The 25183-nt window shown below is 41.4% G+C and carries 17 protein-coding genes and 1 pseudogene; 10 read left to right on the forward strand and 8 right to left on the reverse strand.

Going from position 1 to position 25183, the window contains the following annotated elements:
• Positions 1 to 242: 242 nt before the first annotated feature.
• Positions 243 to 923 (forward strand): annotated as a pseudogene (locus L2764_RS15855) (LysR substrate-binding domain-containing protein).
• Between the two features lie 162 nt (positions 924 to 1085).
• On the opposite strand, the gene L2764_RS15860 reads toward L2764_RS15855, so the two are convergent.
• Both L2764_RS15860 and L2764_RS15865 read right to left on the reverse strand, forming a co-directional pair.
• Positions 1086 to 1454 (reverse strand): DUF3622 domain-containing protein, encoded by a 369-nt coding sequence (locus L2764_RS15860; RefSeq protein ID WP_248941240.1) that lies wholly within the window; start codon positions 1452 to 1454, stop codon positions 1086 to 1088.
• Between the two features lie 471 nt (positions 1455 to 1925).
• Positions 1926 to 2129: a DUF3565 domain-containing protein gene (locus L2764_RS15865; RefSeq protein WP_248941241.1), complete on the reverse strand. Its 204-nt coding sequence runs from the start codon at positions 2127 to 2129 to the stop codon at positions 1926 to 1928.
• Positions 2130 to 2583: 454 nt separating this feature from the next.
• Between L2764_RS15865 and L2764_RS15870 the strand changes: the two genes are divergently transcribed.
• Complete coding sequence (locus tag L2764_RS15870) at positions 2584 to 4002, forward strand: DEAD/DEAH box helicase (protein WP_248941242.1); 1419 nt, start codon at positions 2584 to 2586, stop codon at positions 4000 to 4002.
• A gap of 113 nt (positions 4003 to 4115) precedes the next feature.
• Here the strand turns inward: L2764_RS15870 and dbpA are convergent, their stop codons facing one another.
• A complete protein-coding gene (gene dbpA / locus L2764_RS15875; protein WP_248941243.1) occupies positions 4116 to 5525 on the reverse strand; it encodes an ATP-dependent RNA helicase DbpA in 1410 nt (469 codons plus the stop codon).
• A gap of 327 nt (positions 5526 to 5852) precedes the next feature.
• Between dbpA and L2764_RS15880 the strand changes: the two genes are divergently transcribed.
• The 3 genes from L2764_RS15880 to L2764_RS15890 all read left to right on the forward strand — a co-directional run bounded on the left by L2764_RS15880 (position 5853) and on the right by L2764_RS15890 (position 9930).
• The gene (locus L2764_RS15880) at positions 5853 to 6677 is read left to right on the forward strand and encodes an isocitrate lyase/PEP mutase family protein (protein WP_248941244.1); all 825 of its coding nucleotides are present in this window, start codon (positions 5853 to 5855) and stop codon (positions 6675 to 6677) included.
• A 139-nt stretch (positions 6678 to 6816) separates the two neighbouring features.
• Positions 6817 to 8541 carry a DUF1800 domain-containing protein gene (locus L2764_RS15885; protein WP_248941245.1) on the forward strand — a complete coding sequence of 575 codons (1725 nt, stop codon included), beginning with the start codon at positions 6817 to 6819 and terminating at the stop codon, positions 8539 to 8541.
• A 12-nt stretch (positions 8542 to 8553) separates the two neighbouring features.
• Positions 8554 to 9930 carry a DUF1501 domain-containing protein gene (locus tag L2764_RS15890; RefSeq protein WP_248941246.1) on the forward strand — a complete coding sequence of 459 codons (1377 nt, stop codon included), beginning with the start codon at positions 8554 to 8556 and terminating at the stop codon, positions 9928 to 9930.
• 75 nt (positions 9931 to 10005) lie between these two features.
• Here the strand turns inward: L2764_RS15890 and zapE are convergent, their stop codons facing one another.
• Positions 10006 to 11196 carry a cell division protein ZapE gene (zapE, locus tag L2764_RS15895; protein ID WP_248941247.1) on the reverse strand — a complete coding sequence of 397 codons (1191 nt, stop codon included), beginning with the start codon at positions 11194 to 11196 and terminating at the stop codon, positions 10006 to 10008.
• A 698-nt stretch (positions 11197 to 11894) separates the two neighbouring features.
• Here zapE and L2764_RS15900 point away from each other — a divergent pair.
• Positions 11895 to 13619: a potassium/proton antiporter gene (locus L2764_RS15900; protein ID WP_248941248.1), complete on the forward strand. Its 1725-nt coding sequence runs from the start codon at positions 11895 to 11897 to the stop codon at positions 13617 to 13619.
• A gap of 89 nt (positions 13620 to 13708) precedes the next feature.
• Here L2764_RS15900 and lpxL read toward each other — a convergent pair whose 3' ends face one another.
• Positions 13709 to 14632, reverse strand: a complete 924-nt coding sequence (gene lpxL, locus L2764_RS15905) for an LpxL/LpxP family Kdo(2)-lipid IV(A) lauroyl/palmitoleoyl acyltransferase (protein ID WP_248941249.1) — start codon at positions 14630 to 14632, stop codon at positions 13709 to 13711.
• Between the two features lie 101 nt (positions 14633 to 14733).
• Between lpxL and hldE the strand changes: the two genes are divergently transcribed.
• Both hldE and L2764_RS15915 read left to right on the forward strand, forming a co-directional pair.
• Positions 14734 to 16164: a bifunctional D-glycero-beta-D-manno-heptose-7-phosphate kinase/D-glycero-beta-D-manno-heptose 1-phosphate adenylyltransferase HldE gene (gene hldE, locus L2764_RS15910; protein ID WP_248941250.1), complete on the forward strand. Its 1431-nt coding sequence runs from the start codon at positions 14734 to 14736 to the stop codon at positions 16162 to 16164.
• Positions 16161 to 17003: a hypothetical protein gene (locus L2764_RS15915; protein WP_248941251.1), complete on the forward strand. Its 843-nt coding sequence runs from the start codon at positions 16161 to 16163 to the stop codon at positions 17001 to 17003. The genes hldE and L2764_RS15915 overlap by 4 nt, the downstream gene beginning before the upstream one ends.
• A gap of 121 nt (positions 17004 to 17124) precedes the next feature.
• On the opposite strand, the gene L2764_RS15920 is transcribed toward L2764_RS15915, so the two are convergent.
• The 3 genes from L2764_RS15920 to priA form a co-directional block, all read right to left on the reverse strand.
• Positions 17125 to 17706: an SPOR domain-containing protein gene (locus L2764_RS15920; protein WP_248941252.1), complete on the reverse strand. Its 582-nt coding sequence runs from the start codon at positions 17704 to 17706 to the stop codon at positions 17125 to 17127.
• A 7-nt stretch (positions 17707 to 17713) separates the two neighbouring features.
• Entirely contained in the window at positions 17714 to 19459 is a 1746-nt protein-coding gene (gene argS, locus L2764_RS15925; protein ID WP_248941253.1) for an arginine--tRNA ligase, read from the reverse strand.
• 126 nt (positions 19460 to 19585) lie between these two features.
• A complete protein-coding gene (gene priA, locus L2764_RS15930) occupies positions 19586 to 21781 on the reverse strand; it encodes a primosomal protein N' (protein ID WP_248941254.1) in 2196 nt (731 codons plus the stop codon).
• A 334-nt stretch (positions 21782 to 22115) separates the two neighbouring features.
• Between priA and L2764_RS15935 the strand changes: the two genes are divergently transcribed.
• Both L2764_RS15935 and rpmE read left to right on the forward strand, forming a co-directional pair.
• On the forward strand, positions 22116 to 23534 hold the full coding sequence (locus L2764_RS15935; RefSeq protein ID WP_248941255.1) for a LysM peptidoglycan-binding domain-containing protein: 1419 nt from the start codon (positions 22116 to 22118) through the stop codon (positions 23532 to 23534).
• Positions 23535 to 24164: 630 nt separating this feature from the next.
• Complete coding sequence (gene rpmE, locus L2764_RS15940) at positions 24165 to 24377, forward strand: 50S ribosomal protein L31 (protein WP_248941256.1); 213 nt, start codon at positions 24165 to 24167, stop codon at positions 24375 to 24377.
• Positions 24378 to 25183 lie beyond the last annotated feature (806 nt).

Genomic DNA, 25183 nt, shown 5'->3' on the forward strand with positions numbered 1-25183 from the left:
AGCTGCTTGCTGATGTCATATCAGGTATTCAATTTAAAGATGGTGAGCGGATCACTCAAGATCAAACAGAACATCACGATTCATTGATACACCACATTTGACAATAACTCAAAATTTGATGCGCTTTATGCATGGCTAAATAAACACCATCAAGATTAGAAAAGAAACTTGATACAGCGCTATTTCGGCGTAATACACGGCGTTTGGAACTTACGTTAGAAGGTGAAAAATATTTATCGAGAGTGCGTGATATTTTATATGATCTTGAAGCCGCTGAAGAGATACTAGTACAACGAAAGGGGATCTCCTCGGGGAAACTGCGTATTGATGCAGCAAGCCCTTTTATACTGCATGTTATTGCCCCGATCATCGACAAATACAGTAAAGCTTACCCACAGGTTGAAATTGAGTTAGTCAATAATGAAAATTTAATTGATTTATTAGAGCAACGCACCGATGTGGCAGTGCGGATCGGTGAGCTAAAAGACTCGACGTTAACTGCGACACCGTTAGGCTTAAGTCAAATTCGTATCTTGGCTAGCCCTGATTACTTAAAAAAATACGGTACGCCAGAGAAGGTTGAAGATTTAGCGAGTCACCAATTATTGGGCTTTAGTTCTTTAGAGAAGTTAAATGACTGACCTATTTATTATGCCGCTAATCATTTATTCCATATTCAAGCGAATATAAAATCCGATAGTGGTGAAACATTAAGACAACTGGCTTTATGTGGAGCGGGTATTGCGTGTTTATCAGATTTTATGACACGCCAAGACTTGCAGGCTGGGAAATTGGTGCAATTGTTTGCTGCTAGCACTGTCAAAGTCGAGCAACCTATCAATATCGTTTATTACAGAAATAGGGAGTTATCGAAGCGTGTCAGCTCATTGATTGAATTTTTAAAGCAAGAGGTCAACATCTAAGCCTGTTTTGCATTAAAGCTGTGTGCTTCTTTCATGTGTCTTTTTTGAAGAAAAGGGCTTTATGGAAGAAAAAACCCAAATGATGAAAAGGGCTTCATTCATTTGGGTTGATTGAGCATTGCCTTCGAGTCTCGTCGAAGCTATACCTATAGCGAGTGCTGATTATTTCTCTGAATCAGAGCCGTAATCGTTATTCTCTTCATTAAAGTCGCTATTCATTGGATCAAAATCGCTGCCTTCTTCACTGGCATCTTTCGCTTCACGCCATGCCTCAGCGGCTAATTCTTTTTCGGTATTAGCGACAGTACGCTCTTCACGTTGCTTAGCGCGACGATCATTACGTTTAACTAAGTTTTCTAAATAGGCTTTTAATTGCGTTTCAGCCCACGTTTGCGCTTCAGCTTCACTCTCAAAGCCTTGCTTCTTTTTAGAAACGACCGTCTTTCTGGCGGTCATGCGTCTGGTGATCTGCGCGGTCCAAGTGTCATTTTCTTGGATTAGGCGAAAATCGAATTTTTTGGTTTGTGTCATGTTACATCTTTCCTACAAATAAACTGATTACTTCACTAGGACCTGTTGATCTTTCGTGGTTAAATTATGCCCGAAATAAATGTGTTTTAATCACGGCTTAGAAGGTGTTGCCTAATCTTTTAAGCACATCTTCTATAACACAGAGTAAAACACATTTAACTGGATCCTGCGGACAGCGTTTGTGACTCCTTTTTACTGCGTTATTGCTTGTTTATGTAGAATAACTACACCACACAAGCTCTGCCTTGTATAAAGAACCCACAAGCTGCTGCAGAAATCATCACGAAAGCTCAACAGGCCCTCAAAATATGTCGATAAAAAAGTAATTTAGAGATTCAGTCAAAGCCACAGAACGCTAAATGTTTTTCAATCTTAGTAAATAAAATACTGATATTTCATTTTCTTAAATTCTTTTTGATCTCATTACCTTACCGATAGCTTCATTGGAAACTTTATATTCAGTATCGAGTATTATATATCCTTAGCGCCATTGATATCGCATTTCTTACAATTTAATTGATACCCTAGCATTTGCCTCCGCCCTTGAGGTGATATCACCCAAGGTCGACTGACCCAAGGTGGGTTGTGCCTGACATGTTGAAAATGTCCACATTCGAGTTCAGCTACCCAGTGCTTTTCATTATCTTGATGATAGCCTGTGATGGCTTGCTTCATTAGCTTATACCAAGTGAATGTGGGTAAGTCTTGCCAAGACCTTTGACCTCAACATGATGAACTTAAGTGACTTAATTATAGCCAGCATATTGCGACCACCATCATTTCAGGTGCGCGAGGTTACCACGTACAGACACTAAACAACATCTTTTTGATGGATAAAAATCAAACAATATTAAATTGGCTTTAAGGGTAAAATGGAAGATAAGACGAGATAATTATTTTATTATTATATAACAATAAACTATATTGAATTTATGCGGTGACAAATTTTGTTTTTCATTCATGTGTTTCGCGGTTATCGTTGAGCACTGCAGGGTAAGGAAAACCGTAATGATTAGCGCTTTTTGGGTGGATGCTGTAAGCTGCACGGTCGCCAGCATCAGCAGGCCCCTTGAACATCGCTGCTATACGCGAGAGTGATCGTCATTAACAGCCGAAAAGAGACCAATCTATGAGCTTTACCTCCCTAGGTTTATCCGCTTCTATTTTAAAAGCGGTAACCGAAAAAGGCTATGAAACCCCTTCAGCCATTCAAGCGCAAGCTATCCCAGCAGTACTTGAAGGCAAAGATGTCATGGCTGCGGCCCAAACTGGCACAGGAAAAACGGCAGGCTTTACGCTGCCATTATTAGAGATGCTCAGTAAAGGGAACCGTGCGGGAGCAAAGCAAGTGCGGGCCTTAGTGTTAACGCCGACTCGGGAGTTGGCAGCGCAAGTTGGTGAAAGTGTTGAAACTTACGGTAAATACTTGCCATTACGCAGTGCCATCGTTTTTGGTGGTGTCGGTATTACGCCACAGATCAGTAAATTATCACGAGGGGTTGATATTTTAGTGGCAACACCTGGGCGTTTACTGGATCTTTATAATCAGAAAGCAATGAACTTTAATCAATTAGAGGTTCTTGTTTTAGATGAAGCCGATCGTATGTTAGATATGGGCTTTATTCATGATATTAAAAAGGTGCTTGCTGTATTACCTAAACAACGTCAAAATTTAATGTTTTCAGCTACATTTAGCGATGAAATTAGACGCTTGGCTAAAGGCTTAGTGAATAATCCCGTTGAGATCTCAGTGACACCCCGTAATGCGACAGCCAATACCGTTAAGCAATGGATTTGTCCCGTTGATAAAGGCCAAAAATCAACGGTATTAGTGAAATTAATTAAAGACGATGATTGGCAACAAGTGCTTGTTTTTAGCCGTACCAAACATGGTGCTAATCGGTTAGCGAAAAACCTTGAAGCAAAAGGGATCACGGCAGCGGCTATTCATGGTAATAAAAGTCAAAATGCGCGGACAAAAGCATTAGCAGACTTTAAAAGTGGTGAGGTTCGGGTACTGGTTGCAACAGATATTGCCGCGAGAGGACTGGATATTGATCAATTACCTCAAGTGGTGAATTTCGATTTACCGAATGTACCTGAGGATTATGTTCATCGTATTGGCCGTACAGGCCGAGCGGGAGCGAATGGTCAAGCTGTTTCTTTAGTGAGCAGTGAAGAAATCAAACAGTTACAAGATATTGAGCGTCTTATTCAGCAGCATTTGCCGCGTAAAGAAATAGACGGCTATGTACCGACTCATACGCTACCTGAAACGCAATTGAAGCAAGCTGAACAAAGTAGACGAAGCCACAGTAAAGCGGGTCAGTCACGTTCTCACAGCCATTCTGGTAATCAAGCCAGCAATAGTCCTCGTCGAGACAATACCAGTAAGCAAGGTGTTAAAGGAGAGTATAAAGACGGTCAACGTAGTGGTGACGTTGCACGTGGACATAAGCCCAAGAGTAAGAACCCTAGACATGTGAATACTCATTCATCAGCGCCATCAGCTGCTAATCGCTCACGTCGTGATGACAATCGTGGTTGATATTTTTGTATATTGAGAAAGCACAAAGCACAAAGATAAAGTGGGAAGATAGGCGTATAGCAGAGTGATAATGGATGAATTATCGCTCTGCTTATTAAAGAGATGTTTGAGTGTTAACGCATTTCCCATGCGCGATAAGTGCGGCCTTTGAGTTTACCGTTAACGATTTTATCTAAGGCTTTTTGCACCACCTTACGGTTTACCGCGACATAAGCGCGATAATCGGTAATTTTAATTTTTCCGACTTCGCTACCTTCAATACCATTTTCACCCGTTAATGCCCCTAAAATATCGCCTGGACGTAATTTTTGCTTCTTACCGCCATCAATTTGTAAGGTTGTCATGATAGGCTGAGCGGGGAATGTATCCAATAAATTATCGTTTGGTAGCGCTTCATTAACGATATCTCTACCAAGATAATCTTCTAACAGTGCGACTTTATAGCCATCTTCACTATCATAAAAGCTATAGGCAGCCCCTTGACTTCCCGCGCGTCCAGTACGACCAATGCGGTGAATATGGACTTCGGTATCATAGGCTAGATGATAATTGATGACGGCATCAAGGGCTTCGATATCGAGACCGCGGGCTGCGACATCAGTGGCCACCATGACAGAAACACTTTTATTGGCAAATCGTAATAAGGCTTGATCTCGGTCTCGTTGTTCTAAATCGCCATGTAAAGCCACCACACTAAAACCATCATTAATGAGGTTGGCAGCGACATCTTTAGCATCACGTTTGGTGTTACAAAAAATAACAGCACTGTCTGGCTTATGTTCAAGCAGCAATAATTTAGCCGCTTTTAAACGGGCATTATAAGTACTGATTTCATAAAAATGTTGTTTTATCGTGCCTGAATCATGATGAGACTCGACTTTACAAATGACCGGCTTGAACATGATTTGTTCGGCAATCGTTTGTATTTGTTTGGGGAAGGTGGCACTAAATAGCAAGGTTTGACGTTCTCTTGGTATGTGTTCCATGATGGCATCGAGTGACGGTTGAAACCCCATTTCTAGCATGCGATCTGCTTCATCTAATATTAAGGTTGTCACATTTTCAAGGGCTAAACGCCCACGCTCTAAGTGATCGATGATGCGGCCCGGTGTGCCAACAATAATATGTGCACCGTGTTCAAGAGAGCCTATTTGCGGCCCCATGGGGACACCGCCACAAAGGGTTAAGACTTTAATATTATGGATGCCGCGGGCTAACGTACGAATTTCTTTCGCCACTTGATCCGCTAATTCTCGGGTCGGGCAGAGTACGACAGACTGAATGCAAAAGCGTTTGACTTCTAATTTATTGAGTAGGCCTAATCCAAAAGCCGCTGTTTTCCCTGAGCCCGTTTTACCCTGCCCAATCACGTCTTCTCCATTTAAAATGGCGGGTAAACTCATGGCTTGAATGGGGGTCATGGACTCATAGCCCATAGTGGCTAAGTTTTCGAGTAAAGCAGGTTTTAAGGCTATGGTGCTAAAGGCTGGTTGAGAAGTGGCTTTTGTATCGATATTACTCAAGATCGGTATCCTAAATCATTTGTCACTGCATTTAGCATGAGCAGAAACGAAAATATGGCAGCCTAGCAGGGGTGATAGCCTTTCAATTGAAGGTTATCGAAAGCTAAGCAGTAGTGGTCGCTATTGTAGCAAGGATCTCGATTGCTTGCTTACTCTAATTCTGCTCTAACTATGGACATAGACAATTGACCAAGTCGATAGGAGGTTAATTCATTTATCATCGACTACTTTATATGAATGGATAAATAAAAGGGGATGACTATGTCACGTCAAATAAAGTTGGTGACAGAACTAAGGCGGCAATTGGATGGCACTTAGTTGTTGTTGATGCCTTGCGCTTTCGATGCCTTGAGTGCCAAATTGATTGAGCAGGCGGATTTTTCTTTGACTTTAATGAGTGGGTTTGGTGTGTCGGCGAGTCGCCTAGCGATGCCCGATACTGGCTTGATTAGTTATCATGAGATGTTAGAGCAAGGCCATAATATCTGTCAGGCCGTCACTATCCCAGTGTTTGGTGATGCCGATACGGGCTATGGTAATGTGATGAATGTGCAGCGTACGTTACATGGGTATATTCATGCGGGGTTTGCAGGCATTATGCTTGAAGATCAACAAAGCCCTAAACGGTGTGGACACACCAAAAGTAAGCAAGTGGTCAGTCGTCTAGAGGCTATTGAGCGAATCACAGCAGCCGTGGATGCACGAGAAAAGGCCAGAAAAATTGGAGGTGACATTGTGATTATTGCCCGAACGGATGCGCGGGCAACATTAGGGCTCGATGAAGCCATTATTCGAGGAAAAGCATTCCAAGATTTAGGGGCCGATGTGATTTTTAGTGAAGCGCCACATTCTGTTGATGAAATGGACATAATCTGCCGCGAAATATCTGCTGCGAAAATGGCGAATATGATTGAGCAAGGGGTGACGCCGGTGTTGCCTCCCGCACAGTTAGAAAGTATGGGCTTTAAATTAGCGGCCTATCCATTGAGTTTACTCGTCGCCTCAGTAGAAGCCATGCAACAGACGTTATTAAAGTTAAAATTGGGCGAGAAACCTGATACAAACCTCAGTTTTCAAGCACTGCAGCAGCATATTGGTTTTCATGATTATGATGAAGAGTTAAAGCGATTGTCGAAGAAAGAGATTGAATAATTGACATTGTTAAGATGGCTATGAATTTTTTCGATAATAAAAAGCCGATCATTGACTGGATAATGTGTCATTTGACTGCTTTACTTAGAGGTTAGTGACAACAAAATAGTCGTTAGTGATTACAAAAGGACTTGTGGTTATGTGTGCCGTATTTCGCATGATTTTTCACATTGTTTTTCACCAAAATAATCTCTTAATCCTGCTGATATTCATCGGCTGTCTTTATTCTTCCTATGCTTCTGCTTTGGATGACTCTGATGACAGCCCAAGTGTTTCACCTTTTTTAACCATAACGCCCATTCAGGCGTTGCCTGCGGTCTCCGATGAAGAGGCGGCCCGTTTATTACAACAGGCAGCATTTGGCCCCAGCCTTGAATCAATAGCAGCGGTGCAAGTCTTAGGGATAGAAACTTGGATTGATCATCAATTGACTTTGCCTGCGACATATCATGCTCCCTTAATCACTCAAGATTACACACACAGCAGTGCCGTTCGACTCAGTGCTTGGTGGAAAACAGCATTATGGGGGGAAGATCAATTAAGGCAAAGAATGGCTTTTGCTCTAAGCCAGATTTTAGTCGTTTCTCAGAATGCCGCTAAACTATATGAACGGCAAGCAGGCTTGATTCATTATTATGATCTGTTAGTCCAGCATGCGTTAGGCAATTACAACGATTTATTACATGCTGTGACCTTAAGCCCTGTTATGGGAAAGTATCTAACCCATCTTGGTAATGCCAAAGCTTCAGGCAGTATTCGTCCTGATGAAAACTATGCCCGAGAGTTATTGCAGCTATTCACTATTGGCCTACATGAACTCAACATGGATGGCAGTAAAAAACATGATGAACTTAATCAATTTATTCCGGCTTATACGCAAACTGACATTGAAAGTTTTGCCAAGGTTTTTACCGGATGGTGTTTTGCTGCGCCGACGAATGATAGATTTTGTAATTCCAGTAATGACTATGTCACCCCCATGCGAGCGTGGGATGATTATCATGACCAAACGGCTAAACCGCTATTATTAGGGGCAGTGTTACCTGCAATGCAAAGTGCTGAGGCTGATTTACTGGGGGCGCTTGATAACCTAATGGCTCATCCCAATATGGCGCCTTTTATTAGTGAGCAGTTAATTAAAAGGTTAACCACCTCTAATCCCAGCCCCGAGTACATTAGTCGTGTTGCGCAAGTTTTTAATAATAATGGCCACAATATTACAGGTGACTTAGGGGCTGTTGCTAAAGCCATTTTATTGGATAGTGAGGCCCGTGATGGTCATGTAAACTTCCCTAATTCTTTTGGGAAAATTAAAGAACCATTATTGCGTATGACACATATGTGGCGAGCACTAGAAGCTTTGCAGTTACATGACAAATTTTTAATTTATAATATAGGGAGAAGTGCAGGGCAAGAACCCTTAAATGCGCCTTCGGTATTTAATTTTTACTCCCCAGACTTCGCAAATGCCGCTTTAGCATCCCATGGTTTGGTATCACCTGAACTGCAAATAAGTCACGAATCTCAATTTATTGAATTTTATAATTATTTGTTTTCTCCTATTCGATACGGTGCGGCTGAATTAGTACCAGTAGAGAATGTGAAATCTTTTTGGCTCTATAACCAATTTACCTCTTTAGTCACTTTATATGAGTCTGAAAACGGCGATGATTTAGTGGTTGAGCGATTGAATTTATTATTCATAGCGGGCGATATGAGCGTGGGTTTTAAAGCGACATTAAAGCAATTGATAACAGATATTCGCAGCTATGATGAAAACCGCAATACTTATAAGCCCTATAGCATGATGGCTAATCTTGTTTTAGTGATCATGTTATCGCCAGAGTTTGTTGTACAACGATAATGAGGTGCCATTATGAATCATCCATTAGATGAACGTCGTGCTTTTTTAAAACATATTCTCTATGGGGGCATGGGCGTTGCGGCATTGAGTTCAATGCAAATGTCATTGATGAATGCGGTACTTGCACAGTCAAATTCAGAGTCTGATTATAAGGCGCTGGTATGTGTATTTCTTTTTGGCGGCAATGATTCATATAACATGTTACGTCCAATGGAGGGGGAAGCGCTGACTGATTATCAAATGACACGACAAAACCTAGCTCGATCGCAAGCATTCGAAATTTCCCCTGGATCTCAGCAAGTCGACGGAGGGATTGGATTAGTACCTGAATTATTGGGAATGAAAACACTCTTCGATCAAGGCAATCTTGCGATCCAAGCCAATGTGGGTACCTTGATAAGGCCGACAAGTAAAACCGATATTATTAATAAAGCGGTGGTATTGCCCGCAGACTTGTATGCTCATAACAGTCAGCAATTGACTTGGCAAAGAGGGGCTGAATTAAATCAAAAAGATACGGGGCAGACTGGATGGGCGGGCCGGGCCATAGATGTATTACAATCCAATTCGAACGCGCCTTTTATACAAAATGTGAGTGTGACGGGCCACAATAATTGGCAAGTCGGCATGAATACGGCAGCGTACCATGTGGATGCTGAGACTGTTGAAACCATGAATATTTATAAACATCATGCTTATGCAGCCATTAGGAAGCCTATTCTGGAACAACACATTTATCATACGTCATTTTCACACCTATTGGCTCAATCCTATAATGAGGTTGTAAAAAATGCAGAAGATAATGCGCAACTATTGACGAATAGCTTGTCCTTATTATCGCCTTTAGATATTGACGTTCCGAGCAATAATACATTAGCTTTACAGCTAGCACGAGTCACAGATTTGATTCGATTAGGAAAGCTGCAAGGGCTTTCAAGGCAAGTGTTTTTTGTGGGTCTAGGTGGCTGGGATAGCCATAATAACCAAGCGACTAATCATCCTAAGTTATTAACATTACTCAATGATGCCTTGTTATATTTTTATCAGACTCATCTAGCTATTGGTGTTGAAAATGAAGTCACGAGCTTTACCATGTCTGATTTTGGTCGTACTCTAACCTCTAATGGTGACGGAACAGATCATGGTTGGGGCGGACATCAGTTCATTATGGGGGGCAGTGTTCGGGGGGACTTGTATGGTATCTTACCGCCACAAACGGCGACGAATGAATATGCATTAAATGGCGGAAGAATGATCCCAACGACGGCAAGTGAGCAAATGTTTGCCTCTTTGGCTGCTTGGTATGGTGTGAGTGAAACTGATCTTGTTACTTTATTTCCTAATTTAGAGCATTTTGATCAAGACGTTGATTATTTTTCAGCGGTGTGACGGTTAAATTTAACAGCATCGAGATCAACGGCAAACGTGACTGTGTGTTTGAGATTTAAGTTCCAGTACTCAAATTTAAGTTAAGTATTCCTTTGACTGCATTTCTTTTAACCGACTTAATGTTCTCTTAAATTCAAAGCTGAGCGCCCCTTGAGTGTATAACTGTTCCAGTGGTACTTCAGCACTAAGATAAAGGTGAACCCCTTGATCGTAGAGTTCGTCAATAAGGCTTATAAATCGCCTAGCAGGATCGTCATTTACTGAATAGGATAATTGTCTCTCACCGGTTTCAGTGGCGAGGTGACCGTCTTCTGTACCCCTCGCTCGGATCCAACTACGCGGCTCTCCACCTAATACTGGAATATTACTGAGTAAAACATGGGTAAATTGGCTCGCAATTTCGATATAATCGAGTTGAGATCTTGGGCCGTCGCACAGAGAGTCAAAACTGAGCCATAGGGAAGATGCTGAGTATTTGATGGTGTCAATGAGTCGTCCATGGATCAGTAATCCTTGTGAAATAAATAAGACTTTTTGAGATGGCGTTTGAGTGGTATCCTGATTGAGTTTGTTAAATAACGATCCAAAATCGATTTCATGGGGGAGAAAATAGGTTTGATGATATTGTAAATTTCTCAATCTATGATCATGTTCTCCATTAAGGTGAATTTGCTTGGTGTGGGCTAAGAGTAATTGGATGGTGGGCATAAATCTTTGTCGCTGTAATCCATTGTCATAAAGTGATTTAATCGGGATGTTCGATGTCGCTATTAAGATCAACCCCTGTTGAAATAAAGCTTCAAACAAGCCTGCTAATATCATCGCATCCCCAATATCGGAGACAAAAAACTCATCAAAGCAAAGCACATCGGCTTCTTTTCTAATGCGCTTGGCAATGCGCTTTAGTGGATCTCGTTTACCGGATTCAAGGGCTAATTCTTTATGGATTCGAGCCATAAATCGATGAAAGTGTAATCTTATTTTGGGGGTATGAAGTAGGCTTTTATAAAACATATCCATGAGAAATGTTTTCCCTCGTCCAACATCTCCCCATAAATACAGCCCTTTAGGAATATTCTCTGCTGTATGATGGTTTTCATTGTTAACAATACCTTGGTAAAGTCCATTCAGCGCCGTGACGGCTTCCATTTGTTTTGGGTCTTCAATAAGGTCGCGGGAATCGAGTAATGCTTGGTAAGCCTGTAATGGGCTAGTGGAAAGAGTTGCAGTGTTATTGTTTTTTTTGTGGAAAAATGAATGGGTCATTTAGAATTAGGCTAACACTTATCGGTTGAATTCGGAAAGGTTGAGTATTGGTAAGTATAACGCCACATGAATAAAAATGGCCAGTGCCCCTCAACTATTTTTAATTAAGATTCTTAGATTGCTTGAGGTTATATCGCTCAGCATGTTTAAGGTTTAGAGTTATACTTATAGCTTGTGATAATGAATCGTTGAAGTCATGTTTGGGAATAGGTGATTATTTATCGGTATTCGATCGGATTTTACTTCGATGAAATAGATTATAGATGGTGGAGCGATTAAGATGATTTTAGCATTATCTATGCATTTTGCCGTCATAAGTAGGTAATAATTCGATTCCAATATATTTATTAACGTTTTAATCAAATAAAAAGATATGATAAATTATTTTATTTTAAAATAAGTTATTGATTTATAGTTGTTTCAAAGTGATTAAATATAAAATTATTTGTTTTGTGCTTTTTTATTGCCTTAGTTGTGATAAGTTTATATTTAGCTATTTAAGAGGTGAGTGATTTTTAAGTGTTAAATGTTTTATATGTTGCTAATTAATATAGGTTAATTTTATTTGTCAGTCTGTAATTCAATATGTTTATCATTTGTTAATTAATTAGAGTGTATGTTTTTTTTGTAAATTAAGATTATCTTTAGCGCTTAAGGATAGTGGAATATTCAATATTATGGAATATTAAGGAGGTTGTTTGAACGCTGAATCTATTAATAACTTTTTTTTGATTGGTGCATTTTTAACAGCGGTCAGTGTGCTTTTGAGTTCAGTTTCTTCGCGTGTCGGTCTTCCTATTTTATTGGTGTTTCTCTGTGTCGGTATTTTAGCGGGTGAAGATGGCCCTGGCGGCATTGTTTTTGACAATTATTCAGTTGCTTATTTAGTGAGTAACTTGGCTCTAGCGATTATTTTACTCGATGGTGGGATGCGCACGCGAGTCAGTAGTTTTAGGGTGGCACTTTGGCCTGCGTTGTCTCTGGCTACTTTTGGGGTTGCTTTAACGACAATTATTACCGGGTTACTCGCTACTTGGCTATTTGATTTAACCTTACTTCAAGGCATGCTCGTTGGGGCCATCGTAGGTTCAACGGATGCGGCGGTGGTTTTCTCATTATTAAAGGGTAAAAGCATTAATGAGCGCGTTGGAGCCACCTTAGAAATCGAGTCAGGTAGTAATGATCCTATGGCGGTATTTTTAACGGTCACCTTAATTGCCGTTATTGCCAATACGAATAATGATATGTCATTTAGCTTTATGCTGACCAGCTTCGTCAAACAGTTTGGGATAGGTGGGATTTTAGGCATTGGTGGCGGTTGGGTATTATGGCAACTGGTTAATCGAAGTCATCTTGCCGATGGACTTTATGCTATTTTAGTCTTGAGTGGCGGCTTAATGATTTATGCTATCTCAAGTAAATTAGGCGGCAGCGGGATCCTTTCTATTTACTTAGTCGGATTGTTTTTAGGTAATAATGCCACTCGCGGTAAGCATACCATTTTGAACATACTCGATGGTATGACTTGGATGAGCCAAATTGGGATGTTCTTAGTACTGGGATTATTATTGACGCCATCTGATTTAATCGACTTAGCGTTACCCGCTTTAGGCTTAGCATTTGGGATGATCTTTGTCGCGAGACCGATTTCGGTGTGGTTTAGTTTAATTCCCTTTAAAAGTTTTAAGACGCGAGATCGCTGGTTTATTTCTTGGGTGGGATTACGCGGGGCTGTACCGATTATTCTTGCGGTATTTCCGATGATGGCTGGATTACCTGGCGCGCAACTTTACTTTAATTTGGCTTTCTTCGTGGTGCTGGTGTCGCTACTTGTGCAGGGTACTACATTAGCTAAAGCGGCAAAGCTGGCAAAAGTTGAGCTACCCATAAAACCGACTCCAGCCTCACGTTCTGGTTTAGAAGTCTACCACAAGAGTGATTGGGAGCTTTTTGTTTATCATTTAAGTGAGCATAAATGGTGTATTGGCGAGCCCTTAAGACGACTCGAGATGCCAGAAGGTACCCGCATCGCTGCATTATTTCGCGATCGAGTCATGTTACACCCATCGGGTAGCACACAATTAAAAGCTGGCGATGTGCTGTGTGTATTAGCACATGAACATGATTTAGATGCGTTAGGCACTCTGTTTAGTCAACCTCCTGAGGATAAAGAACTGCCTCGCTTCTTTGGGGATTTCTTTATCGATGCGAATGTATTACTGAGCGATTTCGCTCCCATGTACGGTATTAAGTTAAGCAGTGAATTTGAACATTTGAGCATCAGTGAATTGGTCAGCATGCAATTAGGTGAAAAGCCTGTCGTGGGCGATCAGTTTGAGTGGGAGTCCTTGCATTGGGTCATTTCAGAAATCAGAAATGGTGCGCCCCATAAAGTTGGCATAAGATTACCGGCATCGGAATAAACAGTTGAGATTAAAAAAGACCCGATATTTATCGGGTTTTTTTATGGTTTTATGGCCTTGAATTTTTCTAGAACGAGATCTATAGGTGTTTAATATAGTGAGGGATCATTAGACTTTGGACGAGTCTTAAAGCGGCGATGTAACCACATATATTGGGCTTTGTTACGACTGATTAATGACTCGACTATTTCATTGGTTCGTTTCGCATCATCAATTTCATTATCACCGGGAAAATCGCTCAATGGAGGCAGTATTTCTAGGGTGTAACCTTTATCGTCATCATCACGTTCAACGAAAAAAGGGATGACTTTGGCTTTGCCAAGTTTAGCTAAGCTGGTGGCGCCCGTAATAGTCGCGGCCTCTTTAACATCAAAAAAAGGAATAAAGGTCGCACTAGAGCGGCCAAAATCTTGATCGGATGTATACCAAATGACATCAGGGTGCCTTAAGCTGCGAACCATTTGCCTAAGATCTCTTTTGCCCACCAAGGCTTTATTGGATCTGAGTCGCCCTTTGACTTGCAGATACTCGATGACAGCATTGTTATGAGGACGATATACACCAACGCCGGGCTGAAATTGACCAAAGATCCGTGCACCCATTTCGAGTGGTAAACAATGGACGGCAAATAAAATCACACCTTGCCCATTGTTTAATGTGTCTTGTACGTGCTCTTTTCCTTTGATTTGCATATGCTGTTGGATTTTTTGATCTGACCACCACCACGCATTTATCGTATCAAAAATAGCCTTACCCGTTTCTTCAAAGTTACGTTTTAGTAATATTTCTTGTTCATTCTGTGTCATTTCTGGAAAACAGAGCTCAAGATTACGCTTTGCTGTTGAAGCACGACCGCGAATAAGCTTCATGGCTAATCGACCGAGCAGGGCGCCAGATTTTAATTGAATAGATAAAGGTAAACATTGAGTTAACCGCATAAAACCCACGCCTAACCAGATTAGCCAATATTTGGGATGACATAAATGTAATGAAAATTTTGCTTTCTCGACCACTGATAACTCGAACTATTGAAAAAATTACGTATTATTCTAACTCAAATCAATTAAAAATTAGGTACAATCGGAATTAATTTTTTAAAGAATGAATTGGTACCATGAAGATTTCTCTGCCCGCATTTGAAAAAGCAAACGTTCTTGTTGTTGGTGATGTCATGTTGGATCGCTACTGGACGGGCCCTACGGGGCGAATTTCTCCGGAAGCACCTGTACCCGTTGTTAAAATAGAACAGCATGAAGATCGGCCCGGTGGGGCAGCTAATGTGGCAATTAATGTAGCGACATTAGGTGGCTCAGTAAAACTGGTGGGTATTGTTGGAAAAGATGAACCCGCAGCGGCGTTAACACAAAGTATTCAAGTATCGGGCGTGGAACCGCTTTGGCATTGTGTGGACACTAAGCCGACGATCACTAAATTGAGAGTGATGTCTCGCAACCAGCAATTATTACGCTTAGATTTTGAAGAGGCCTATTCAAAATCTGAAAGTGATGCTTTGTTAGCGAGTGCAGAGCCGCTGTTGTCTAATGTTGATGTGGCGATTTTATCGGATTATGCCAAAGGGGCTTTGATATCACCTCAATATTTTATTCAGCAAGCGAATAAAGCCAGTGTGAAGGTGTTGGTTGATCCTAAAGGGCGAGATTATTCTCGTTATCAAGGGGCATTTTTATTAACACCGAATATGAGTGAGTTCGAGGCGGTTGTGGGTGACGTTAGCTCTGAAGCCCAGCTGGTTGAAAAAGCACAAGCATTACTTATTCAATATAATATTCAAGCGATGTTAGTGACGCGTTCAGAAAAGGGGATGACCTTAATTAGACGTGAAGGCAGTGAGTTGCATATTCCAACGGTTGCTAAAGAAGTTTATGACGTGACGGGTGCTGGTGATACGGTGATTTCAGCCTTGGCAACAGCACTGGCAGCAGGTAGCGATCTAGATCAAGCGTGTGCGATAGCCAATACTGCAGCGGGTATTGTTGTGGGTAAGTTGGGCACGTCAACGGTGACGCGTATAGAGTTAATTGACGCATTATCTTTAAGCCATGGTGAAACGGGCTTTGGTTGCGTCAGTGAAGCGCAATTGGCTATTGCCATTGAGCAAGCTCAAGCGCGAGGTGAGAAGATTGTCATGACTAATGGCTGTTTTGATATTTTACATGCAGGTCACGTGAGCTATTTAAAGCAAGCTAAAGCATTGGGTAATCGACTTATCGTTGCGGTTAACAGTGATGATTCAGTTAAACGCCTTAAAGGAGAGGGGCGCCCGGTTAATCCTGAAGATCGAAGAATGACGGTATTGGCAGGATTAGCTTCTGTGGATTGGGTCGTTCCCTTTAGCGAAGATACGCCTCAACGGATTATTAGTCAGCTTTTGCCTAATTTATTAGTCAAAGGGGGCGATTATCAAGTGGATGAGATTGCGGGAGGTAAAGAGGTCATTGCTGCGGGTGGTCAAGTCGAAGTCTTAGGTTTTGAAGAGGGCGTATCGACCACTTCGATCATTGAAAGTATTATGGGAAATCTTTGACCTTAAGTGGACTGGCTTTCATATCAGGCTTGTTTTGGGTTGATGTTGTCTCAAAACAAGTGCTGGTTTGCCCCGTTTATCAATTAGAAGTGTGCATCGCTCTCATCCCATCCGATGTTCGTTTGCAGTTACCCACTGATCCCAATCATTTAATGAACACTATGGCTCAACGCCATGCGATGGTGATCCCCTTCAATGATCCTGATTTATCGGGTATGGTGTTGATAGCATCCGAATATTCACCTCAATCTCAAGCATTATATCTAGACAATGAAAAGTTTGAATTTGCATTAAGCGACCAAGCAGAATTGGGCCTTTGGCACGAAATAGGCCATTTGGAAGCGCAGGCGTTAGCTGACGATATCTTTGGACGTGCACTTACGCCTTTTGAACATGAGTGGATTGCAGATTGCTATGTAGTCTGGAGGGTGGCTCATGAAAAGCAGGATTTAACCTTAGCGTGGCAGCAATATCACCGGCGAAATCTAGATGTGATTTCAAATAAGGACTCCATCTCTCATTGGACTGTGCCTGTATTGTGGTCAGTATTAAAAGACTTTGATCACACTTCATTGCGATCATTTAAGGTATTTAGTGATTTTTTAAGGGTTTACCACTCTACGGCTGCGCTACCCTCTAAAACGGATCTATTTGAATTATCGAATTTATTACAGCGAACATTTGGTATGGGTATGGTGCAGTCTTTACCTCATTACCTTTTTTGGCGTAAAGCTGATTTAACAACATATCTACGTCCGACGTTAGAGCAAGTTATGGGACAGCAAAGAGCGGGTGCTTGGATAATAGCATCGAGTTTATGGCCGCTAAAAAATCAGTAATCAAAATCCATCGACAATTAGATGTAAAGACCGAAGTTATACCCATCCAGTTGAATTCTGAGCCTTCAACTGGATAGGTTATATATTTAACAATAAGTTGATTAATTAACCGTTTGAAATATTAGCCTTCCCAAAGCCAGATCTGGCAACCATTTAAGCCACCTCGCTGTAAAATATGGCGCTGTTTTTCGGCCAAACGTTTACTGTCATAAGGTCCAAGCACCACTTTGTACCACATACCACTGGTGCCTTGCACTTTTCGAACAATAGCTTCCAAGCCTTGAAAGGCAATGGTGGCTTTCATCGAATCAGCCTGTTCTTCTTTTCTAAAGGAGGCGCATTGGATTTGATAAGGACGTTTAGGTTTTACAGGTCGCTTAGCACTGAGATCGACTTCCACTTGTTTATTTTCCAATTCTTCAAGATAAGTCCATTTTTCTTGTGGAGCCGGAGGGAGTGCATCGGGATCGGGTTTAGCAACAACGGCCTGTACTTCCTTTGTAGAGGATACGGTATCAATGGTTTCACCCTCTGTAGGGCTGCCGCTAATGCTCCAGAGTAAATAAATAAATGCCGCTAATCCTAGCGCTGTTATTAATAAAATGAGAAAAGGGAAGCGTCGTGATCCATGTCCACTCCCAGATTTCTTTTTCCCCTTTTTATTTCTTTGGGGGTTACGGTTAGCGTAATCACGACTCGTCATAATACAGTTACATTCGCTCTAAAGTGTCAATACCAAGTAAGCTCAAACCTTGCTTTAAGGTTTTAGCCGTGAGTTGTGCTAAGAGTAAGCGACTCAGCTTTTCTTGCTCAGTATCGGCAGCAAGTACAGGACAAGCCTCATAAAAGCTTGAAAAAGCACCGGCTAATTCAAACAAATAAGCACAAAGTGCATGAGGTTGGCCTTTATCGACCATGCGGGTGATCACTTCACCAAATTGAGTGAGTTTATTTCCGAGTGCTTTTTCTCTTTCATGTTCAAGCGCTATATTGGCTTGGCTTAAGTCAACGTCTTCAGCTCGTTTAAAAATACCCATAATACGAGTATAAGCGTAAAGTAGATAAGGGGCTGTATTACCTTCAAAACTTAGCATTTGTTCAAAACTAAAAATATAGTCACTGGTCCGGTTTTTCGATAAATCAGCATATTTCACTGAGGCAATACCGACAGTCTTAGCGATATTGATGAGTTCATCTTCATCCATATCAGGGTTTTTACTGCGCACTAACGCTAATGCTCTGACATTGGCTTCGTCCAATAAATCCACGAGTTTGACAACACCGCCTGAGCGGGTTTTAAAGGGACGACCATCAGGACCGTTCATCGTGCCAAATCCCATATGCTCTAAGCTCATGTCTGGGCGAACAAAGTGGGCATCACGAGCTAATTTAAACACTTGTTGAAAATGTAATCCCTGCCGTAAATCGACAAAGTAGAGTGCGCGATCAGCCTGTAGCGTATTGCTGCGATAACGCATCGCCGCTAAATCGCTTGTGGCATAAAGGTAACCCCCATCCGCTTTTTTAATGATAACGGGTAAAGGTTCACCTTCTTTGGTTTTGAATTCATCCTGAAAAACGACTTTAGCACCATGACTTTCTGACAGTAAACCTTGCTTATCAAGATCGGCAACCACATTGGCTAAATCGGCATTATAAGTGCTTTCACCTTGTACATCATTTCGCGTTAAGCTCACGCCTAATCGCTGATAAACATCATGGCAATGGCTTAATGAGATATCATTAAACTCTCGCCATAATTTATTACAATACTCATCACCCGATTGCAGCTCTACAACCAATTGACGGGCACGCGTGGCAAAAGTCTCTGATTCATCAAAACGCAGTTTTGCAGCGCGATAGAAATGTTCCAGATCCGCTAACTCCATTTGAGCTTGCTCACCTTTATCGGCTCTTAACTCTTCCATATAAGCGAGCAACATACCAAACTGTGTTCCCCAATCTCCCACATGATTTTGGCGTATGACGTTATGGCCTAAAAACTCAAGGGCACGCACGATACTGTCACCAATAATGGTTGAGCGTAAGTGGCCAACATGCATTTCTTTAGCGAGGTTGGGTGATGAATAATCAACAACCACTGTTTGCGATACGGGTTTACTGATCCCGCGAAGCGGATCATTTAAGGCAAACATTAATTGGTTTGCGAGGGCGTTTTCATCAATGAAAAAATTAATGAAGCCAGGTCCTGCAATTTCAACTTTAGCGACATGGCTCGACTGAGGTAAGTTGTCGATGATGAGTTGAGCGATATCCCGTGGATTTTTTTTCGCGACTTTAGTCAGCATCATTGCCAAGTTGGTTGCAAAATCACCATGGCTCTTATCTTTGGTTCGATCCACTTGAATGCGGGCTTCAAAATCTTCTGGAATAACACCCTGTTTTTTAAGGGAAGTTAATGCATCTGCGAGTAAAGATTGAGTATGTGATTTCATTGGCGTTTAATCGACACTTACTAAAATAAAAAATATGAAAGAATAACCGCACATTTTAGCCGTTTGTGCAGGTGAATTACTATCCTCTAACGCAATTTTTATGTCAGAGAATGAAAAAAAGGGGGGTTAGAGGAGATCTTGAGGATCTCTATCGATGCTCCAGCGACAACGTTTAGCCAGTGGTAGCGCCTCTATTTGAGGCAACGCTTGCTCAAAGGCTTGTTGTAATTGTTGGCGACTTTTTGTTTGAAAAATAAGTTGTCGTCTAAATTTACCCGCTTTTTTATCTAACGGTGCGGGCATGGGGCCAATCACTTCACAGTTTTCATCTTGTGGTAATAAATGGGCAATTTGTGAGAGTAAAGTATCGGCATCCAAGGCTTGGTGAGCTTCAGCACGTAATAAAAGCATGTGCCAAGCAGGAGGGAGTAATGCCAGTTTTCGTTCAATGAGTTGGTTACGCGCAAATTCGCCATAACCTTTGTGCATTAATTCTCGCAGCAATGGATTTTCACTTTGATGGGTTTGTAATAGTACCGTACCAGGTTTTGTCGCTCGACCTGCACGGCCCGAAACTTGAGTGTAAAGTTGGCCAAAACGTTCAGGAGCCCTAAAATCGGCACTGAAAAGTGCACCATCGACATCTAATAAGCCAACCAGTGTGACATCGGGAAAATGATGTCCTTTCGCCAGCATTTGTGTGCCCACTAAAATTTTATACTCACCTTTGAGAATGGCATTGAGGTGGGTTTCAAGCTCACCTTTTCTGCGGGTGGTATCTCTATCAATACGGATCACCGGATAGTTTGGAAATTCTTTTGCTAAGAAACTGGCCAGTTGCTCAGTGCCGACACCTTGTGCAGCTAATAGGGTACTCCCACATTGGTGGCATTGCTTGGGGATCGCGTATTGATTACCACAATGATGACAGCGAATTTCGCCTAAACCTTGATGAATAGTAAAAAAGGCATCACAGCGGTCACATTCATGCAAATGTCCGCATTCATGGCATAAAAGCGCAGGGGCAAAGCCGCGGCGATTTAAGAATAATATGACTTGATTACCCGCTTCAAGGTGCATGCGCATTTCGTTGATGAGGCTGCCTGATACGCCAGAGCGTAAAGGTTGATTACGTATATCGATAATGCCTTGTCGTACTTTTTCTGCGTTACCAGCGCGTATGGTCAATTGTAAATGTTGATAACGACCTGAGAGGGCATTTTGCAGCGTTTCTAGAGAGGGGGTCGCAGTGCCTAATAAAACGGGAATATTTTCAAGATGGCCACGCATAACCGCAAGATCGCGAGCATGATAACCCACACCCTCTTGTTGTTTAAAACTGGCATCATGTTCTTCATCTAAGATGATCACACCGGGGTAAGCCATCGGGGTAAATAATGCCGATCGTGTGCCAATAATAATGGCAGCCTCACCCGATTTAGCTCGTCGCCAAGCCGTTAAGCGTTGATTGTCCGTGAGGCCAGAGTGGATAACAGCGACCTGTACTTTAAATCGTCGCTTAAAGCGATTAATGGTTTGTGGGGTTAACCCTATTTCTGGAACTAAGATTAACGCTTGTTTTTTGTCTGATAAAATGGTCTCTAATAACGCTAAATAGACTTCTGTTTTCCCCGACCCTGTCACGCCTTCGAGTAAGGTGCATTGATAAGCTTGTTGTTGAGTGAGAGTGGCGACAGCAATGGCTTGCTCAGCATTAAGTTGATGAGGTTCCTCATCCATAACAAGCTTATCTCGCCAAGTCAGATCGGGATGTGTTATTTGCGTTCTTTGTGTTATCCATTGCTTTTCACAAAGGGCTTTTAATGCTGATTTACTGAGCGATAAGTTATTTGCTTCATCGCTACTGATATCCCCGATAGCCAGCTGCTCCATGATTTTCTTTTGGGCTACAGCACGCTTTAAGGTACTCAGTTCTGCAGCGTGACCCGCTGATGTGAGTTGCCAGAAGGTTTGCGTGTTTTCAGCAATAGCCGCCCCTTTGCGTAGCGCCACAGGAATGGCTTGAGAAAGCATTTGCCCTAAGCTACAAAAATAATATCGACTCGCCCACTGAGTGAGTTTAAATAACGAGTCGGGCAATAAAGGTTCGGTATCAATGATCTCAATCACTGATTTGATTTGTTGTGGTTTAAGGTCGCAGTGTTCTGTTATTCCGGTGATCAGTCCAATGAGCTGTTGCCGTCCAAAAGGAACCTTCACCCTTAAACCTTTTTGGAGTGAAACGGTGAGAGAAGAGGGGACTTGATAACTAAAGTTTTGCCGTAGTGGGACTGGAAGCGCGACTTCAACAAACAGAGACATAGTAGAGGTAATTTTTATGGAGACAGAAGCGTTAAGTGTAACTATCTCGATAACCTAGGGCTAGTGTTAATCTTATTTGTGGAATAAAGCGCTAGTGTCATATGTTAAATTTAGGTAGCATATTTGATTTAATGGATGATTGAGTTAACGGGTTATCAAGATAATATTGTTGTGAGTGGAGCGCTAAGTGCGCTGAAAGATCACATCTTTAGCAGGATGGCTATCAATAGGCTTTCTGAGTCGTAACGTATGTTGAATGTGTATTTGGTCAATAATATCAGGTTGATGTTTTGTAATTAACATTTATCGATGACAAACACCTAAGAAGGATCGAATGGTAAATATAATAAAAAAAGTGATTATTACTAGTTCGTTAGCGATGAGCAGTTATGCTCTGGCTGACGTATCACATGTTAGCATCAATCAAACCTTGTTTGTGTTGGGAGAGGCGGCTGATTTCCGCATTAATGTTGTGGCAGGTGATATTGATGACTTACGTTTTTTTATTCAAGATGGGGAGAATAAAGAACGTTTATCTGTTAACGAACTGAATACTTTTATGATACATGTGGCTGGAGATATTCCAGTATTAAGCTCTGAAGCAGAGCTTGTTGTACATGAGTATCATGATGGTGATTGGCAAAATAGACAACGTTTTTCGATTTTTCAGAAACCCAATAAATCCAAAACTCCCAAGAAACGAATAGCGCTAGATAACAAGACGGCGCAAGAATCATCATTGAAAGTTGAATTGGATGATAACGCGGGGCATTTTTCCATTGACAGTGTTGAGAGCCAGAATGTAGGTATGGACACCGCTGAGGCGAATAATGCGATTCATTCCAATTTAGATAAAGCATTCGGGGGGGGGATGACAGCAGCATCGGCTTCGGGAGTGTCAGGAGCTGAAGAGCTTAATGCCACTGAACTGTTGAGTCATACCGATGCCATCGATAGTCAGACTATTTCTACACGAGGAATGATGTCAAATGGAGAGGGCATGATCACTGAATTGGCTGAACAGCCGTCAATAAGTCAGCTAGACAGTTTAGATTCTGTGAATAATATTGATATCAATAAATCCGTATTACAACCATCTGGTTTGCAAAATGAAAATTTGACGGAATTAGCTGTTGAAGCAACAGATATCAAAGAAACGAATGTAAGTGAAATACAATTGATGGAATCTAATCCAACTCAGCCTCAACCTTTAACTAAAGAGGGCGTGCCTGAAGAGCTCGCGACGTCTTCAGAATTAGTGCTGTTGGAACCGATCCAAGAGACGGCAAATGTAGATGGGATGAATAATATTGATGTCGACGCTCACCCAGAAGAAACGTTAGCGTCCGTTTCGAGTGAGAATGGAAATATGACACAAGAGATGAAAGAAACGATTGGATCTAATCGGGTCGCAATAGAGGAGACCGATGAGATTAATCAATCTTTTAATTCAGTCGACACTCAGAATTCAGATTTAACAGCAACAGAATCGACGACAGCACAACAACAAATCTGTCCTATTTTGGTTGCTCAGGATGAAACGCTATGGAAGATTGATTTACGTTATCATGCACAATGGGAAGTGGGTCTTTTTGGTGGCGCATTGGCGCTTTTTGACGCTAACCCCAGAGCGTTTAATAAAGGCAGTATCCATGGGCTAAAAGCCGGTGCACGTTTAATGTGTCCATCTATCGCTATTTTAGCGAAGTATCAGGATGAAAGTTTGGCTGAGAAAACATTTCTTGCTATGTAATCAAACGACACCCGTGATACTTCAAGGTGCATGTTTTCAGAGTCAGTAAAACCAATCAATTTAAGGCGCATGATTGCGGGAATGTAGGCACCTTTTAAAAGCATGCAACACAGAAGTGTTTGGTTTTAATGGCTCCTAATAGGCTGGTTTAAACGCCTTTTATGCTGCGTTATTGAGCATTAACTTAGAATCACTAGGTCATCTGCTCAGAGCCTTGACTACAAGGCTTTTAATTCCAGCTGAATCCTGCATCTTGAAGTATCACGGGTATATCCCCAAGTTCATTGAAGATACAGCATTGGGTATAAAAAATACTTAGGCAATGTCTTAATGGTGCTAAACACTGACTGACATTGCCACGATCCATAGTGGTTTGTGCTTAGCCGATAGTTGGCTGACTTGAAAGTGGCCTGATAATGAGTATGTTAGGCCGCTTGCTTAAAAAGTGTTATCGAGAATATTGTGGGTTAGGGTGGTGGGAAATAAGGTACTGTATTTGAATGTGTCAATTTTCTTGTAACTCGACACTATCTGCTGTAAAATCCTGCGACTTAAAATATTATATTCACAGCATGTGGTGTCCGACTCCGGGTTGGAAGAGCGACATGGCCTTAAATTGAGGTAATTCCAATGAAAGCAGGCATTCATCCTGATTACGCAGAAATCACTGCAACTTGTACTTGTGGTAACATTATCAAAGTAAACTCTACTATTGGTAAAGATTTACATTTAGACGTCTGTGGTGCTTGTCACCCATTCTACACTGGTACACAAAAAGTTATGGATACTGGTGGACGTATCGATAAGTTCAACAAGCGCTTTGGTGCACTTGGCAAAAAGTAGTTATTACTTTTGCATTGAATATTTAAAAAGGCGCCTTATGGCGCCTTTTTGCTATTTATACTGGTAACCATTGAAGATGTATGTCTTCAATGCCATTACAGTTAAGCACAGCACTCCTCCTCGATATGCCATTCTCTGAATATGCCAATACACAAGCTACTGCACTTAAAATTAAGTAGGGATGTGAATAAATGATTCATTTCGGTGTTTATTTATTTCATGAGGATCTGCTGTGTTGTTGTCATGATGTGTTTTGAACCGTATCATTTGGCAGTGGCAGGTGGGTTTACCTTAACAGGGGAGCGATACTGATAAGTGTTATTGACGATGTTGGAAATTAAATTATCTTTATAAATAGACAATCTACCTAGTGGACCGAGGTCTAACCTGTTTCACTGAATTATTTTATGTTAAATACCCTGTATTTTGTTTGTTTATCGTTAAATACATCATGATTATTCAAGGTTGGAGTAATATTCGTAAGTTTTACAATCTTTTTGTCATTACTGAGCCTAAAGTCGCTGTTTAAACAGACTTTGTATGTATTATTCCTACAAAATTGGGATTGAATATCGAGATAAGCTGTCTAGATAATTTGTTGAAATAGCGCTTTAGTAACATAATAGTATCATTAGGCTTGAAAAAGAAAATCTATGGTTTGAAAAGCCGTGAAAATCGCGTATCTTTAGCGCCTCAACCAAAATGCTACATTGATTTTCATCTTTTTGTTTGTCAAAAGAGGGCAATGTGGCTGTGTTTTAGGTTGCTGACCTATTACAAGATATTATTCGTCGCACTCAGGATTA

Origin of the sequence: Shewanella surugensis, assembly GCF_023284005.1 — a bacterium.
GTDB lineage: Bacteria > Pseudomonadota > Gammaproteobacteria > Enterobacterales > Shewanellaceae > Shewanella > Shewanella surugensis.

Coding starts and splice junctions, on each gene's coding strand:
- L2764_RS15890 (WP_248941246.1), top strand. CDS start 8,554: ATGAATCATCCATTAGATGAACGTCGTGCTTTTTTAAAACATATTCTC.
- L2764_RS15870 (WP_248941242.1), top strand. CDS start 2,584: ATGAGCTTTACCTCCCTAGGTTTATCCGCTTCTATTTTAAAAGCGGTA.
- priA (WP_248941254.1), bottom strand. CDS start 21,781: ATGTCTCTGTTTGTTGAAGTCGCGCTTCCAGTCCCACTACGGCAAAAC.
- L2764_RS15880 (WP_248941244.1), top strand. CDS start 5,853: ATGCCTTGCGCTTTCGATGCCTTGAGTGCCAAATTGATTGAGCAGGCG.
- L2764_RS15885 (WP_248941245.1), top strand. CDS start 6,817: ATGTGTGCCGTATTTCGCATGATTTTTCACATTGTTTTTCACCAAAAT.
- zapE (WP_248941247.1), bottom strand. CDS start 11,196: ATGACCCATTCATTTTTCCACAAAAAAAACAATAACACTGCAACTCTT.
- hldE (WP_248941250.1), top strand. CDS start 14,734: ATGAAGATTTCTCTGCCCGCATTTGAAAAAGCAAACGTTCTTGTTGTT.
- argS (WP_248941253.1), bottom strand. CDS start 19,459: ATGAAATCACATACTCAATCTTTACTCGCAGATGCATTAACTTCCCTT.
- L2764_RS15860 (WP_248941240.1), bottom strand. CDS start 1,454: ATGACACAAACCAAAAAATTCGATTTTCGCCTAATCCAAGAAAATGAC.
- L2764_RS15935 (WP_248941255.1), top strand. CDS start 22,116: ATGGTAAATATAATAAAAAAAGTGATTATTACTAGTTCGTTAGCGATG.
- rpmE (WP_248941256.1), top strand. CDS start 24,165: ATGAAAGCAGGCATTCATCCTGATTACGCAGAAATCACTGCAACTTGT.
- L2764_RS15920 (WP_248941252.1), bottom strand. CDS start 17,706: ATGACGAGTCGTGATTACGCTAACCGTAACCCCCAAAGAAATAAAAAG.
- L2764_RS15865 (WP_248941241.1), bottom strand. CDS start 2,129: ATGAAGCAAGCCATCACAGGCTATCATCAAGATAATGAAAAGCACTGG.